General features: G+C 47.0%; 9 protein-coding genes. 7 read left to right on the top strand and 2 right to left on the bottom strand.

Going from position 1 to position 15,610, the window contains the following annotated elements; all coding sequences use genetic code 11:
* Positions 1-156 precede the first annotated feature (156 nt).
* Positions 157-4,713: a response regulator gene (locus QUB25_RS11260; protein WP_333183388.1), complete on the top strand. Its 4,557-nt coding sequence runs from the start codon at positions 157-159 to the stop codon at positions 4,711-4,713.
* Positions 4,714-4,843: 130 nt separating this feature from the next.
* On the opposite strand, the gene QUB25_RS11255 is transcribed toward QUB25_RS11260, so the two are convergent.
* Positions 4,844-6,505, bottom strand: coding sequence for a glycosyltransferase family 39 protein (locus tag QUB25_RS11255; protein ID WP_333183387.1), 1,662 nt, complete (start codon positions 6,503-6,505; stop codon positions 4,844-4,846).
* A 74-nt stretch (positions 6,506-6,579) separates the two neighbouring features.
* Here QUB25_RS11255 and QUB25_RS11250 point away from each other — a divergent pair, with 74 nt between their 5' ends.
* The 4 genes from QUB25_RS11250 to QUB25_RS11235 all read left to right on the top strand — a co-directional run bounded on the left by QUB25_RS11250 (position 6,580) and on the right by QUB25_RS11235 (position 12,902).
* Positions 6,580-8,067 (top strand): hypothetical protein, encoded by a 1,488-nt coding sequence (locus QUB25_RS11250; protein ID WP_333183386.1) that lies wholly within the window; start codon positions 6,580-6,582, stop codon positions 8,065-8,067.
* 68 nt (positions 8,068-8,135) lie between these two features.
* The gene (locus QUB25_RS11245) at positions 8,136-8,309 is read left to right on the top strand and encodes a hypothetical protein (protein ID WP_333183385.1); all 174 of its coding nucleotides are present in this window, start codon (positions 8,136-8,138) and stop codon (positions 8,307-8,309) included.
* A 118-nt stretch (positions 8,310-8,427) separates the two neighbouring features.
* Positions 8,428-8,832, top strand: coding sequence for a DUF4347 domain-containing protein (locus QUB25_RS11240; RefSeq protein WP_333183384.1), 405 nt, complete (start codon positions 8,428-8,430; stop codon positions 8,830-8,832).
* Between the two features lie 770 nt (positions 8,833-9,602).
* Positions 9,603-12,902 carry a DUF4347 domain-containing protein gene (locus tag QUB25_RS11235; RefSeq protein WP_333183383.1) on the top strand — a complete coding sequence of 1,100 codons (3,300 nt, stop codon included), beginning with the start codon at positions 9,603-9,605 and terminating at the stop codon, positions 12,900-12,902.
* 304 nt (positions 12,903-13,206) lie between these two features.
* Here QUB25_RS11235 and QUB25_RS29800 read toward each other — a convergent pair whose 3' ends face one another.
* Positions 13,207-13,320, bottom strand: a complete 114-nt coding sequence (locus QUB25_RS29800; protein WP_445251945.1) for a hypothetical protein — start codon at positions 13,318-13,320, stop codon at positions 13,207-13,209.
* 529 nt (positions 13,321-13,849) lie between these two features.
* Between QUB25_RS29800 and QUB25_RS11230 the strand changes: the two genes are divergently transcribed.
* On the top strand, positions 13,850-13,987 hold the full coding sequence (locus tag QUB25_RS11230) for a hypothetical protein (protein ID WP_333065104.1): 138 nt from the start codon (positions 13,850-13,852) through the stop codon (positions 13,985-13,987).
* A 924-nt stretch (positions 13,988-14,911) separates the two neighbouring features.
* Positions 14,912-15,610: DUF4347 domain-containing protein (locus QUB25_RS11225; RefSeq protein ID WP_333183382.1), on the top strand; the 699-nt coding region annotated here is incomplete at its 3' end.

Raw genomic sequence — 15,610 nt, 5'->3', positions numbered from 1 at the left:
GGCAACATACCGGATACCTTGGAAATACCAAGGGCTTTACCAAGTCACCCGAGAACAGTCCAAACACGCAGGCCCTGCGATCGCCAATGCTAAACAACCTACGTCTCAAACCTCTCCTGGCTAGTTGCCTAGTAGCACCGTGAGGAGGGCGACGCCATGCAACTCCGAAAAAAAACACTATTAATCATCGGTGCAGCGCTGATCAGCCTGATTGTGGTTCTCTATGCCACTGCATCAACTATTTTGCTGCATGATTTTCACAACCTGGAGGCACAGTACGTCCGCCAGGATGTCGCACGGGCTTTGGACGCATTAGATGATGACTTGTCGAATTTAGACACCAGCGCCCAAGATTACGCCGAGTGGGACGATACTTACTCTTTCGTCGAAACACGGAACGAAAATTTTGTCAAGTCAAATTTCGTCGATTCGACATTTATTTACTTGAGACTAAACTTCTTGGTACTGCTGGACTCTAACGGTAAGACGATCTTCAGCAAAGGTTTCGACCTTAAATCCCAAACCGAAATCCCGATTCCCGAAAGCTTAAAACAGCACTTGACCGAGGCGCTACTAGACTCATCGACAGTCGATGGCGATCGTCCCGCCGCCAAAACAGGCGTTCTCACCCTGCCAGAAGCCAGGCTGCTGATTGCCGCCAAGCCCATCTTCAACAGCAACGCCCAAGGCCCGTCGCGGGGGACGCTGATCTTGGGACGCTACCTCGACAGCAGCGAAATAGGTTTGCTTTCAGAACTGACTCACCTGTCAGTGGATTTTAGATTGCCCAGCTTAGATTTTAAAGTGGGAGCCGCGAACTACTTCGGGCACAGCGCCAAGGCGATGGCTCGATCGAGGCAGGAGTTGGAAAATGTCAAACTCAAAATTTCCAACCTCAAATCTGTAGAAATTTTAGTCGAGCCACTCAGCGACACCTTAGTCGCAGGATACGCCCTGATTCGCGACATCCACGGCAACCTAGCGCTGCTGCTGCGAGTAGAGACAGATCGCATCATTTACGGCCAAGGTCAGGCCACCTTGGAGCTGTTTACCTTATCAATACTGGCAGTAGGTTTAATATTTAGCGCCATCACCCTGCTGTTGCTAGAAAAATTAGTCTTGGCGAGATTGGCTTCCTTGAGCACCAGCGTCAGCAACATCGCAGCCAACGGCGATCCAAGCTTGAGAGTTCCTATGGCCGGAGAAGATGAACTCGCAAGCTTGGCCGACGCCATCAACCGAATGCTAGAAGCATTGGGCAATTCTCAAGTCGAACGTAATGAAAGCGAAGACCGCTATCGGTTGATGGCCGAAAACTCAACCGACATGATCACCAGACACGACCCCACAGGCGTGTTTGTTTACGTCTCGCCCGCCAGCAGGGCTTTGCTGGGATACGAACCTTCGGAACTCATCGGCCGCGTCCCCAAGGATTATTTTCACCCCGACGATTTAGAAACCATTGCCAAAGCTCACTGGAAAGTCCTGGCGCTCCCAGTTACTTACACCGTCAGCTACCGCATCCGCCGCAAAGACGGCAAATACATTTGGTTTGAAACCACCGGCCGCACGATCAGTGATCCCCAAACCGGCGAAGTCCAAGAAATTATCGGCATTTCCCGCGACATCAGCGTGCGGAAGCAAACAGAACAAGAACTGCGAGAAAGCGAAGCTGCAATCAAAGCTTTGTACCAAGTGACTTCGGCTCCCCGTACAGACCCGCTCAACCACCTCTCTACCTTTGATTTGCGCCTCCAAGAACTGCTGGGAATGGGATGTCGGCATTTAGGCCTGTCGGTGGGAATTTTGTCCTGCATTCAAGGCGACAACTATCAAATAATGGCTGTTGAGTGTCCCGACGGGTCGATCGTCAAAGACCAAATCTATGATCTGGAAAAAACTTTCTGCGTCGCTACGGCAATGGCAAAAGAACCGATTTACTTTGAGTCGGTGCGATTTTCGGGTTTTTCCTTCAACACGCACGATCGAGCCTTCCCAATCGAAGCTTACATGGGCATTCCCGTCACTGTAGCAGGTGAAGTTTACGGCACTCTGTGCTTCTTTTCTCCGACTCCTGTGACAGAACCGTTCCGAGCTGTAGACAGAGAGTTGATGAAACTGATGGCTCAGTGGGTGGGAAGCGAACTCGAACGCCAGCAAACCGACGTAGATTTGGCAAAAGCTCGCGATCAAGCACTGGCGGCTACTAGAGCCAAAAGCGAATTTTTAGCCACCATGAGCCACGAAATTCGCACTCCGATGAATGGAGTCATCGGCATGACCGGTTTGCTGCTGGATACCCCCTTAACTCGCGAACAGCGCGATTTTGTAGAAACTATTCGTAGCAGCGGCGATGCCTTGCTGACGCTGATCAACGATATTCTAGATTTCTCGAAAATTGAGTCGGGAAAATTGGACTTGGAGGAACATCCGTTTGACATCCGCACTTGCATTGAGGAATCTCTAGACTTGGTAGCTGCCAAGGCGGCAGAAAAAAAACTGGAAGTGGGTTACTTGATCGATCGTACAGTACCGGCAACGGCGATCGGCGATAGCACCCGCTTGAGGCAAATTTTAATCAACTTGCTCAGTAATGCGGTTAAATTTACCGACGCTGGAGAAGTCGTGGTTTCGGTGACTGCCAAAAAGATTTCAGTGCCGGCGGCTAAGGCTAAAGAACCGCCATTAATTGCTGGCGAACCCGTAGCAATTAACCCAGCATACGAAATACATTTTGCGGTCAAAGATACCGGTATTGGCATTCCGAGCGATCGCATGGATCGGCTATTTAAATCTTTCAGCCAGGTTGATTCTTCAACGAGCCGGCAGTACGGCGGTACCGGATTGGGTTTGGCAATTAGCAAGCGTTTGGCCGAAATGATGGGCGGCCGGATGTGGGTGGAAAGTATGGGTAGTGTGGCGGGCAATCCTCCGGCCCATTTTAGATCATCGGCAGTTTTTGATTTGGGATGGGCAGAATCTTGCGAAATTGCCGAAAAATATGGCTATGGCAAATCTGTACTCAGCAACAAGCCGATCGGCCAAAATACGAAATCCGTTGGCTCTACTTTTTATTTTAGTACGATCGTTTCTGGCTGCAAGAATTCCTTACCACTTAACTTGAGCAATTCTCAACCTGAATTAGCTGGGAAGCGAGTCTTAATTGTCGATGACAATGCTACCAACCGCAGAATTTTGACTCTCCAAGCTCAGTCTTGGGGAATGGTGGCTAGGGCTTCAGCTTCGGCTAGTTTGGCTTTAGATTGGCTGGCTGCTAAAGAGGTGTTTGACTTGGCAGTTTTGGATATGCAAATGCCGGAAATGGACGGGTTAGCTTTAGCGACGCAAATTCGCCGGTATCCTGATTGCGAAAAGTTGCCGTTAGTGATGCTAACTTCGATCGGCAGGCAAGAAATTCACCCCCCTGCTATGGAGATGGATTTTGCTGCTTTTTTGAATAAACCCATCAAACAATCTCAGCTTTACAATGTTTTAATCAATATTTTTGGAGAACAGACAACGGAATTTAAAGGGCAGCGCACTAGCGGGGCTTTCTTGCAAAGCATACCCGTGCTGGCAGAGAACTTACCCCTGCGGATTCTGTTGGCTGACGATCATTTGGTGAATCAGAAGGTGGCTTTGCAAATTTTGCAGCGGATGGGGTATCGCGCGGATGTGGCGGGAAACGGTATCGAAGTGCTCGAAGCTTTGCGCCGCCAGCCTTATGATGTGGTGCTGATGGATGTGCAAATGCCGGAAATGGACGGACTGGAAACTACCCGCCACATCCGCGAGCAATTTTCAGCAGATTTAACTTTAGAAAATCCCACGGGAGAATCAGAAGTTTCCGTAACAAATGAGCAATCTCATAATCGAGACGCGACCAAAAATCCCACGGGAGGATCAGAAGTTTCCGCAACAGATGAGCAATCTCATAATGGAAAATCCAGAATCCAAAATCCAAAATTGACTGGCGATGAATCTAACAATCGAAAATCGAAAATCCAAAATCTAAAACCACCTAGGCCTTGGATTGTGGCGATGACGGCAAATGCGATGCAGGGCGATCGCGAAGAGTGTATGGCTGCGGGGATGGACGACTATTTGAGCAAGCCGATCGCCATTGACCAGTTGGTGCGAGCTTTGACCGGGTGTAAATCTCGATCGAACTCCGCATTCGATCGTCTGCAGCCGATTGTTTGTTTGGATGCCCAGGCGGAACAGATCGAAGGAACGAGTGAATTACAAGTGCGATCGAATGTGGCTGTTGCGGGAAATCCACAACTGACAATTACCAATTCGCCGGCAGTCGTCGATTGGGGTGCATCAAATCTCGATCGGGTTTTGTCACAGAGTCACGATTCCCTGAGTGCCAAGATTATAGAGGGACTGCGAGAAGTGGAAGCTTTGGACGAGGCGATCGAGATTTACCTCGAAACAGCTCCCGAACTGCTGCGAGGCATCTCTATGGCTCTGTCCAACGCCGATCCGCTGGCTTTGCGGCGATCGGCTCACTCTTTAAAGTCGATTAGCGGTACTCTCGGTGCTTTTCGCTTGTTTGAGCTGTGCGAGGAACTCGAAATCATGGGCCGCATCGGAACAAATGCTAACCAGCCTTTACCTGATCCGGCCTGCGCGCTTTTAGAAGAGGTTGAGGCGGAGTATCAAAGAGTGGAAACGGCGTTAAAAATAGAGCAGTCTGTGGATTGTTAGCGGTTAGATCCAGTCTGATTGATTTCTCATAAATTCAAGTCCGCTTCGGGTAAGGCTGTCCATCTGAAACAACACTAGACAATCGAAAGTTATCTCACCCACCCCAAGGAGGGGACTGTTAACTATTAACTTACTTTTTAGTTACCAAAACCCAATCGTCGGCTGTTTTGACAACCTCAGCATTCTGCAAACCTAAATGTTTTAAAACTGGTTTTTCTAACAGAAAATAAGGTTGAGGGAGAGTTTGCCATTTCTGTTTGAGCGTCGGCGCGTCGGCGACAATAACTTGGCGTTGACTATAAAAATTCAGCGATGGACGGCCCAAGCGGTGAGAAGTAAACACTGGTTGACCCGCCGGAGTTCCTGTGCGGACAATTTCGGCGATCGGCTTAACAGGATAATCCTCCGCCAGTTCCCAAACCCAGTTATCTGAAGCCACCAATACCAATAGCGTCAGGTAAGTTCCCCAAATTAAAACTAATATAAACTGCCGGTCTTTGCGGTGCAGCAACACGGCCGCCATTGTCATTGTCAAAGCTACAAACATCAGCATTAACTGCAAATCTCGCTCTGGAGGCGCAATTTGTCCCCCGATCCGTACCCAGCCACTGAAGTACACGCAACCGACGACAGCAACTACACCCAGCATTGCCAAAATCGCGGGATGAGGCAACAAACAAATAGCATCAAAACGTTCTTCTGCTTCCTCTTTGACCGGCTCTGGCGGCAGCCACAGTTGCTCCCAAACTTCAGCAAGATAACTGCCAACGGCAAGAGCAAAAGCTGGATAAATTGGCAAAACATACCACGGCAATTTAGTAGTCATCACAGAAATAGCCAGCAGATATACTCCAGTCCAAACCAATACTAATTTTGGCCCGGCAAAACTGCGATTTTCCCAACTCAGACGCAGCCCTTGTAGCCAAAATAACTGCCACGGCAAAGCTAATTTGAAAATTTCTAAAAGATAATACCAAGGCGGGCCTCTGTGACTGCTCACAGGTTCCGAAATGCGCCGAAAAGATTCGTTAACTAAATTAGTGTTGATGAAATATTGGCCGTAGTGCAGCCATTGGGCAAAATACCAAGCAGCTACTGGCAAAGTTCCGATCGCCAATCCGCCCCAAAGATACCCAGAAGTGAGGAGTCGCGGGGTATCCCAAACCAAAAAAATACAGCCCATCCCAGCCAGCAGCAGCCCCAACATCACGCCCTTAGTCAGGCAAATGAGTCCGAACCCAATCCCCGCGCCCAAAGCGTAGCGCAAATCCCGGCGCGATCGTAGCAAACACCACATCGCCCCCAGCAAAAAACACAAAACTGCTCCATCCAACATCGCCAAACGTCCATGCCGCAGCACCGGTAACAGCGTCAGATAAACGAGGGCAGAAAAAATGGATATCGAACGCGGAGGAAACAACTCCCTGCCAATGGCGTAAAGCAAGGGCACTGAAGTGGCTGTCAGCATCGCCGGTACCAACCTTGCCGTCAATTCGCTGACACCGCCGACGGCAAAACACAGCCCGATTAGCCAGTGTACCAGCGGCGGTTTGTTCAAATAAGGCATAGAGTCGATCGTCGGATACAGCCAATTTAAGTTGCCCCGCCAAATTTCGCGACTTACCTGCGCTGCAATGCCTTCATCCCAATCCCGCAAAGCCACGCCGCCCAGATTCAGCCCGAAAATCAGCACTGCAGCCAACAGAAAAGCCAGCATCCACACTTTGTCTGTAAAGCTGTCATTCCAGCGATTTTTCGGTTTGCGGCCCAGGAATGGAAAGATTTCTGACATAAGTTAAGAGAGTTTTGAGCGTCCCAAACTGAGGGTAAACTTAGACAGCAGTTATTTGCGACTAGGAAAATACCATGAACTTGCCTGTAATTATAGATATTATCATTGGCTTAGTATTTATCTACCTCACTTTAAGCTTGCTAGCTTCGGAAATTCAGGAACTGATTGCTACTGTTTGGCAGTGGCGGGCGGAACATTTAAAGAAGTCGATAGAAGTGCTGATTTCTGGAGGCAGCGAAGGGGCGAAAGATCCCCTGCAATTTAAGAGAGTCGGACAGTTAGCCCATTCGATTTACGCCAATCCGATTATCAAGGATTTGAATCAGGGAGCGAAAGGGCTTTTATCAGAGGGATTCCGCTCTGTTACGCACCGCATGGGGGATTTTTACCACGGAGTTACGGGTACTAAAAATGTTTTCGGCAATAAATCCAGTGGGCCTTCTTATATTCCAGCCGAGTGTTTTTCGGCTAGCCTTTTGGATACTTTAAAGGTTTCTAGTTTGCTCAGCTCTATCTCTAAAACCCGATTGGAAAGATTTAAAGATTTACAATTAGCACAAATTCAACAGATTGGAGAAAATCTGAGTTTGCCTGCTGCTACTAAACCAATTATTGAGCAAGAATTTAGGTGGCTGACTGCGGAGTTCAATCGAGTAGTTGAAGATTATCAAAACAATTTAGCAAGTTTGAGCAACAGCTTAGATCGAATGTCGGAAAAGCTAGGATTTTATATTAAGGATTCTCAGGTTTATCTACCAGAAACCGAGCTGGCAGGGAGAGAATTTCAGAGGCAGATGGCATTTGTCAAGGCTCGTTTTGACAGCAAAATTGAGCGGGTGGCGCTGCTAGGGCAACTGCAACCGAGTTTCAGCAATCTGTTAAATACTGTTAAAAAAAGTCAAGATTCGGTAGCAGAAATTATGGAACTCAAAGAGGAGAGTCCAATTTATCAACAAATTCAAGAAACCTTGGACAGTATGCCAGAATCTTTGAAACGCAGCCTTTATATTTTAGCGCAGCGCGCTGAAAAAGGCGGCGGAGATACTCAAGAGCAGTTGCAGCGGTTTCAGAAAGAAATTGAAATTTGGTTTGACCAATCGATGGAGCGTGCTTCTGGTGTTTACAAGCGGAATGCTAGAGGGGTGGCGATTTTGCTCGGAACTGCGATCGCTGTCGCGGCTAATGCTGATAGCATTCATATTATTAATCGATTGTCGAAGGATTCGATGTTGCGATCGACTGTTAATTTGTACGCTGAGCAGTTGGTGGCAAACAATGCTAAGACTAAATCAAATAATTTAACCAGTCTGACAAAAGTTCAACAGGATGTCGATCGAGCTTTGGATCAGGTAGCTCTGCCTTTTGGATGGAGCGAACAGAACAGCTTAGAACGAGATAAGCAGGGGAATTTATTGTGGCCGGCTTTGATGACAAAATTGTTTGGTTGGATATTGAGCGGCGTAGCTATTTCTATGGGGGCTGCTTTTTGGTTTGAGGCGCTCAATAAGATTATTAATATTCGCAATGCAGGGAAAAAACCGCCATCTTCCACAGAATCTTGAGGGGTGCAGTTGCGAGGCCAATTTACTAAGTGTCATACCCTTTTAGATTTTAGATTTTAGATGGGGGAATGACTGAAGACTATCGAGGTTTGAAGCACGGGCTTACAGTTGGATTCTTTTTTGAAAGTGGTATCACGGATAGGATATCGGATTTATCGGTAATTGCGCGTTTGGCGGAAGTAAGGGAAAACACGCAGAATATAAATTCCGTGCGATCGCGGATGGCAGTGCTGCGGAAATAGGGCAAACTGATAGATAGGTGAAATAAGAATGAGCGAAATAAACAAGGTCGCTGGCCGTTTCAGAAGCTCTGAATCCAAGGCTGTATCTACCACTAAACGGCCTTTTAGAGGACAGAATATGTTCACTTCTTTAAGGGAAACGACTCCCCCCTTGGAATACGCAAATCCCCTATCCCAAAGCTTTGTAGTCAAGGACTCCAGCATCAATGAAGGTGGATATTTTGTTTCCAGAATTTTGGCGGGGGAATCTGACTGCATCGAGAAAATTACCTCGGCACTTCAAAAATATGCCTCTATCCTTAGAGAGATTGACAAAACTAGCACAACTTCTGAGGGCAGCTCGAACCAACTGCAATTAGGCTTTGTTATCCTCAGTTCAGATTACCTCGAACCCTACAAAAGTCAATTGCCAAAATCCCATAGTTCCCTGAGTAAAAACAGCGGACTTGGTTCGTGTTATGCCGGTCAATATAGTGATACACTCAGCAACGGCGGTGGGCGCGATCGACTGTTTGCTAATTAAGGAGTGATTTAATGGAGGGTGTGGAACGTACCGAGGGCGACTGGACTCGAATACAATTGTAATTAGGGAGGCAGGCGCGATCGAAATCAACGATTTAATCTGACTCAATTTGCAATCATATCAATTCGCGCTGAATAATTTGAATCATGTTTGTAGTGAGGTGGGCAGTCCTCACAGTGTCGGTAGCATCCCATAAACCAATTAATTTCCCGCGATGGGTTCCACTTAATATTAGACCGTTTTGACTGTTAGTAAATGCGACCAAACGTCCTGGTAATCAGTATTTGGGTGTACCGCCAACCTAGCAGCTTCAAAGCATATAGAATTTTTTAAAATCTACATAATTCAGTTTTCCCTTGGATGAAATACAGCTAGGGAAACTCTAGTGCCTTGTGCCTATAGATAAATTCTCACACTCCAATAAGAACTACTAAATATAAGAGGAGTTATTCGGAGGTGAATTACCTCCCCTATTTCCGCATCCCTCAATGCAGGCTACTATTAGCAAAATAAGGTCAAAAAAAATTGGATAATAGAACCTAGATTTCTTTCAATATTCCCGATTAATATTGCGATCTATTCCCATAGATAGAGGCTCCGATTTACATTTTAGTCAAAAGGCAAAAGGCAAATGCCGAGCAAAATAAATCAATAAAAATTTTTTTAAAATGACACCATTTCCAAATTGGGTGTTAAGATATAATCAATTAAGCCTGATGAGATAACTCCGGGGTGTATCTACTAATAATGCCCTTAATGGAGTATCCAATATGAGTTCTACATTCGCTCAAGTTAACTCAAAATCTGCTTGGGAAAAAATGCCACCGCGCTGCTTAGTCTTCATTGACTCAGGCGTAAAAGATTACGAGTCAATAACAGCGGGAGTGCTGCCGGGACAGCAGGTAGTAATACTCGATAGCACCAAAAACGGCATCGAACAAATCACCTCTGAAATTGAAAAATATGCCTCGACTAACGGGGCGATAGACTCGGTTCACATTATTTCTCACGGCAGTTCAGGCAGCCTACAACTAGGCAAGACCGCTCTGGGTTCAGATAACATAGAGCAATACAAAAGCCAGTTGGAAAAATGGCAAACTTCACTAGCCCCAGAAGCAGATATCATGCTGTACGGCTGCGATGTAGCAGGCGGTACAGGTGCTAATTTCGTCGCTCGATTCAGTCAAATAACCGGGGCTGACGTTGCGGCATCCACCAACACAACTGGCCGTAGCGGCGACTGGAATTTAGAATTTGCTAGGGGCGAAATTGAATCTCCCTTAGCCTTGGAGCCGGATGCGATGGCAAGTTACCAAGGCGATTTAGCTACGATCGTAGTAGCCAATAATAGCGATAGCGGACCCGGTTCATTAAGGGCTGCGATTGCCACCGCTGTTGCCGGCGATATCATTACCTTCGCTCCAGGTTTAGCCAGCCAAACCATTACCCTCACCAGCGGTCAACTCGATATTCCCGTTGGCAAAAACATCACCATTGACGGCGCCGCCGCACCAGGTTTAACCATCAGTGGCAACAACGCATCCCGCGCCTTTTTTGTCAACGCCAACGTTGCAACTGCTACCAATTTTGTTGTCAAAAATCTGATTATTACTAACGGCAAAACAACCGATCGAGGTGGCGCGATCGGCACAACCGACGAAGTAAACCTCACAGTAGACAATGTTCAGTTCAACAACAACGTCGCCGATAAAGGCGGTGGCGCAATTTTTGGTAATTTCAACAATACCCTGACTGTTACCAACAGCAAATTCAACGGCAACGTCGCCACCGCCGCTAACGATGAACGTGGTGCAGGTGCGATCGGCTTTTTGAGTTTCAAAACTATTACAGTCACCAACAGCGACTTCACCAACAACAAAGGAATTAACGGCGGGGCGATTAACAGCCTTCAAGGTAAGCTGACAATTGACAACTCCCGATTCATCGGCAACGACACCACAGCAGCCACTTTCGCCACAGGGAAGTCCAATGATTTCTTAAGAGGTTTCGGCGGCGCACTATATACCGATCGAGCCAGCAATCCCAGCGAAGCTTCCGGCACAATTAAGATCACCAAAAGTGTATTTCAAGACAACAAAGGGCGAGGCGAAGGCGGAGCAGCTTATCTGTTTACCGGCACCCAAGACAGCGTAAGTATTGCAGACAGCACCTTCCAAAACAACGAAATTCTGTCGCTTCCCGGTGGCAACGACGGAGTTGGAGGCGGGTTGGTAAACTTGAGCAACGGCCTCAACAAAGGACTTACGGTCTCCAACACCACCTTTGCTGGTAACAAAGCCCCCGGTCAAGGTGGCGCAATGTGGATCATGGATGCGCCTACCACGATTACCAACAGCACCTTTTCTGGCAACCAAGTTAGTGGGACTACCGATTTTTACGGCAATGTCGGTGGTGCAATGGCTCTTTATGCCCCCACAACGATCGTCAACACCACCATTGCCGATAATTCCGCCCGTTGGGTGGGCGGAGGCATCTCGGCGGCGTCGGGAAAGCCTGTCAGTGTCAAGAACACGATTTTTTCTAACAACACGGCGGGGAATGAGTTTGGCATTCAGCAGCACACCAGCAGCGAACTAACTGACCAAGGTGGCAATTTTCAGTGGCCTGTCAAAAAAACTACTAACTTCAACGATTACAATGCGACGGCAAGTATTACGCTCGCAGACCCCTTACTTGGCCCTTTGCAAAACCTCAACGGTGCTTTAGTCAGGCCGCTGCTGACAGGAAGTCCGGCCATTGATCAAGGGATTGCTACGGGCGCACCCACCAAGGATCAGCGCGGCGTGACTCGCCCTCAAGATGGCGACAGCATTCCAGGTGCCATCGTCGACAGCGGCTCTTTTGAATTGGGAGGTAGTGTCGTCCCGGTGCCTACTCCGACTCCGGCGCCAACTCTTACTGGTTCTTTGGGTCAAACTAATAATTACAGCAGCATCACTGACCTGATCGCACAATGGCCGAATGCCGCCCAGAATCAAGGCATCAAACTGTCTGGGATAGCTTTTGATGGCTTTGAAACCGACTACCTTAACCCTAGTGTCATCAGCAACCTCACCTTAGCAAGCAACGAAAACCCTAAAAGCTGGTTGAGCTACGGCAGTACCGGCGGTATTGGTGTCCCATCCTCTTATGATGGTTGGTTCACCGACGCCAAGAAAATTCGGGCGGAAATCAACCATAACCCCAACACCAATCAATCTCAGGCGCTGAAGGTGAAATGGGCAGATCACCAAGACATCACTAGCACAACGATCGACCTCAGTGGAGTGAGTCCCAAAACAAGTCCTGGTTTGGGCGATCAAGGCAATGAAGTTGCTTTCCTGCAAATCTTTAATAATGGGGTTCTGGTACCAGCCACCAATTTTACGATCGCTCGCCTCAACGCTCCGAGCGCTTCAAAACCGATTACTGTGTCTTCAGATGGAGTGACTGTAATTGGCGATCGCACCGATGGCAGTTTCAAATTCCAGATAGTAGGAGACTCTCTCGGCGGCGCTATTTTTGACGAACTGCGGTTCTCCACCAAAGCCTACGATAGCCCCACCGCTGCCTACGCGGCCACCTCCTTCAAAAACGATGGTTCCGACTACCTAGTGCGGAAAATTGAATATCAAGGGATTTCTAATGTGGTGAGTGCAGCGAGCATTGTCGGTGATTCAATTACTGACTTTCGTTCAGCTAGTGCGATCGACAACAACAAAATTAGCAATGTCAGGCAAGAGGGGATACGCTTGCAAGGTGGCCATACCGATATTGAGAACAACGATATCACCAACGCTAATATTGGTGGTGGTCTCAACAGAGGTGGTATCCCGTTACAGGATTCAAGCTTGCTTGGTGGTTCAGGGCCGACAACAGTGGATATAAGCAATTTCATCACCAACTCTTTCAATGGGGTGGCGATCGCTAATCCTAGTGTGACAGTCAAGGCCGCGCAGAACTGGTTACCTTCACCTACAGGACTGATGGGGGGTGGCACTGACCCGAATCTTATTGCTGGGGTAGGTGCTAGTTTCGTCGCCTTCAACCCATTTGCTACTTCGGTCTGATAGGACCATTTCAAGGTCGTACTCTTAGGCGCTACGCCAGTTATTCGAGTACGACCTTGAACCCTTGTAGATTGAAGGAAGTAGACTGCAATTGGCTATTAAGTGGGGGTTTTTGAGATTGTCGGTTTGTGGTAATTATTGTTGGTAAAACCCGACCCTAAAATTATTGATTGGATATTATTGTTTTTTTGCGTTTACCTACTTAATCCTTAATTTGTTGATAAGCTTTCTGACACTGTTCAAAGGTTGAGGCGCCAGCTTCCCTATTCTCAAAATATAGTTGCTGGTATATTGCGCTCACAGTTTAGTAAGGCAGAGCCTGGGGTAATTGCTGGATTAATTGCAAATATTCGGTTTCAGTGCGGCTTGGTTGATAAACCATGGTTTTCGCATCATTTAACCGCTGCAAAACCGCCATGTAAAGACAGCGACAAGCTTTGCGGTATTTCCATTTTTACGGCAACTTTTTCGATAGCAATAACCACGCTGCTACCGACAAATTTTTAATTATTTTTTCGCACTTCCACCAGTTGTTTAATTCCTCTGTTTCAAATTATGAATATAAAAACGTAACCATTGCCAAATCTGCCAACTCGCCCACACTGCGAGCAATGCTAAGATTAACCAAAAGGTGGCTTTAGCGATCGACTGTTAATTTGTACGCTCAGCAGTTGGTTGCAAACTATGCTAAGACTAAATCAAATAATTTAACCAGTCTGACAAAAGTTCAACAGGATGTCGATGGAGCTTTGGATCAGGTAGCTCTGCCTTTTGGATCAATAATGTTCAGATAAGAATAATCGGATTTCCTTTCACAAGTCTGGAAGTCTCATAAATGCGAGAAATGAAATTCGTCTTAAAGCGCTAACTGAACCGTATTGCCTTTTGGATGGAGCGAACAGAACAGCTTAGAACGTGATAGGCAGGGGAATTTATTGTGATCGGCTTTGATTGCAAAATTGTTTGGTTGGATATTGAGCGACGTAGCTATTTCTATGGGGGCTGCTTTTTGGGTTGAGGCGCTCAACAATATTATTAATATTCGCAATACAGGAAAAAAACCGCCATCTTCCACAGAATCTTGAGCGGTGCAGTTGGGAGGCAAATAAACTAACTGTCATACCCTTTTAGATTTTAAATTTTAGATTTTAGAATTACGAATGACTAATGGCTATTGAGGTTTGAAGCACCGGCCTAGATTTGGATTCTTTTTTAAAAGTGGTATCACCAGTAGGATATCGGAGCTATCGGTAATTGCGCGTTTGCCAAAAGTAAGGGAAAACACGCATATAATAAATTCCGTGCGATTGCGGATGACAGTGCTGCAGAAATAGGGGAAACTGATAGATAGGTTAAATAAGAATGAGCGAAATAAACACGATCGCTAACAATTTAAGAAGCTCTGAATCCAAGGCTGTATCTACCACTAAGCTCACTTTTGGAGGACGCAATAGGTTGACTTCTTTAAGGGAAACGACTCGCGCCTCGGAATACGCAAATTCCCTATACAAAAGCTTTGTCTTCAAAGACTCTGCATCAAGGAATGTGAATATTTTGTTTCCATAATTTTGGCGGGGAATCTGACTGTATCGAGAAAATTACCTCGGCACTTCAAAAATATGCCTCTATTCTTACAACACTCCGGACAGTTTTTGGAACGAGACTACAAGCTTACGCGGCGCAAGGATCATAAATAAAGTCGAATTAAATGCAACGAGCGGGGTGGAGCTGACATTGATTTAATGATCCACAGTGGCTGCGAAGTCCTACAGAATAAGCCATTGGGTCATATAAAAACTGTCCGGACTATTGTTCTTAGAGAGATTGATAAAGTTCGCCTAACTTCTGACGGTCGCTCGAACCAACTGCAATTAGGCTCTGTTATCCTCCGTTCAGATTAGCTCGATCCATACAAAAGTCAATTGCCAAAATTGCAGATTTATCACATACGCTTGATAAGATAACTCCGGGGTGTATCTACTAATAATGCCCTTAATGGAGTCTTCAATATGAGTTCTACATTCGCTCAAGTTAACTCACAATCTGCTTTTGAAAAAATGCCACCGCGCTGCTTAGTCTTCATTGACTCAGGCGTAAAAGATTACGAGTCAATAACAGCGGGAGTGCTGCCGGGACAGCAGGTAGTAATACTCGATAGCACCAAAAACGGCATCGAACAAATCACCTCCGAGATGGAAAAATACGCCTCTACTAACGGGGCGATAGACTCGGTTCACATTATTTCTCACGGCAATTCTGGCAGCTTGCAGCTAGGTTCTGCAACGCTGAATTCGGATAATTTGCCGCAATATGAAAGCCAGTTGCAAGGGTGGCGAAATGCGCTAAGCGACAAAGCAGATATTGTGCTTTATGGTTGCGATGTTGCGGCGGGTTCGGGAAGCGATTTTGTCGATCGCCTAGGCGAGTTAACCGGGGCTGATATTGCGGCATCTAGCGATCGCACTGGCCGCGGTGGTAACTGGAATTTGGAGTTTGCCAAAGGGGATATTGAAGCACCGCTAGCCTTGACTCCAGAAGCAATGGCTGATTATCAAGGGAGTTTAAAGACTATTACCGTTACCAACAATAATGATAGCGGACCCGGTTCATTGAGAGATGCGATCGCCTCCGCAGCAGCCGGCGATACCATTGAATTTGCCTCCACTCTTGCCAGCCAAACAATTACTCTCACGAACGGTCAACTTGTC

The sequence above is a fragment of the Microcoleus sp. B3-D7 genome, from assembly GCF_036705305.1.
Lineage (GTDB): Bacteria > Cyanobacteriota > Cyanobacteriia > Cyanobacteriales > Microcoleaceae > Microcoleus.
The sequence above is the reverse complement of the archived record's forward strand: the minus strand, read 5'-3'. Positions and strand labels throughout refer to the sequence as shown.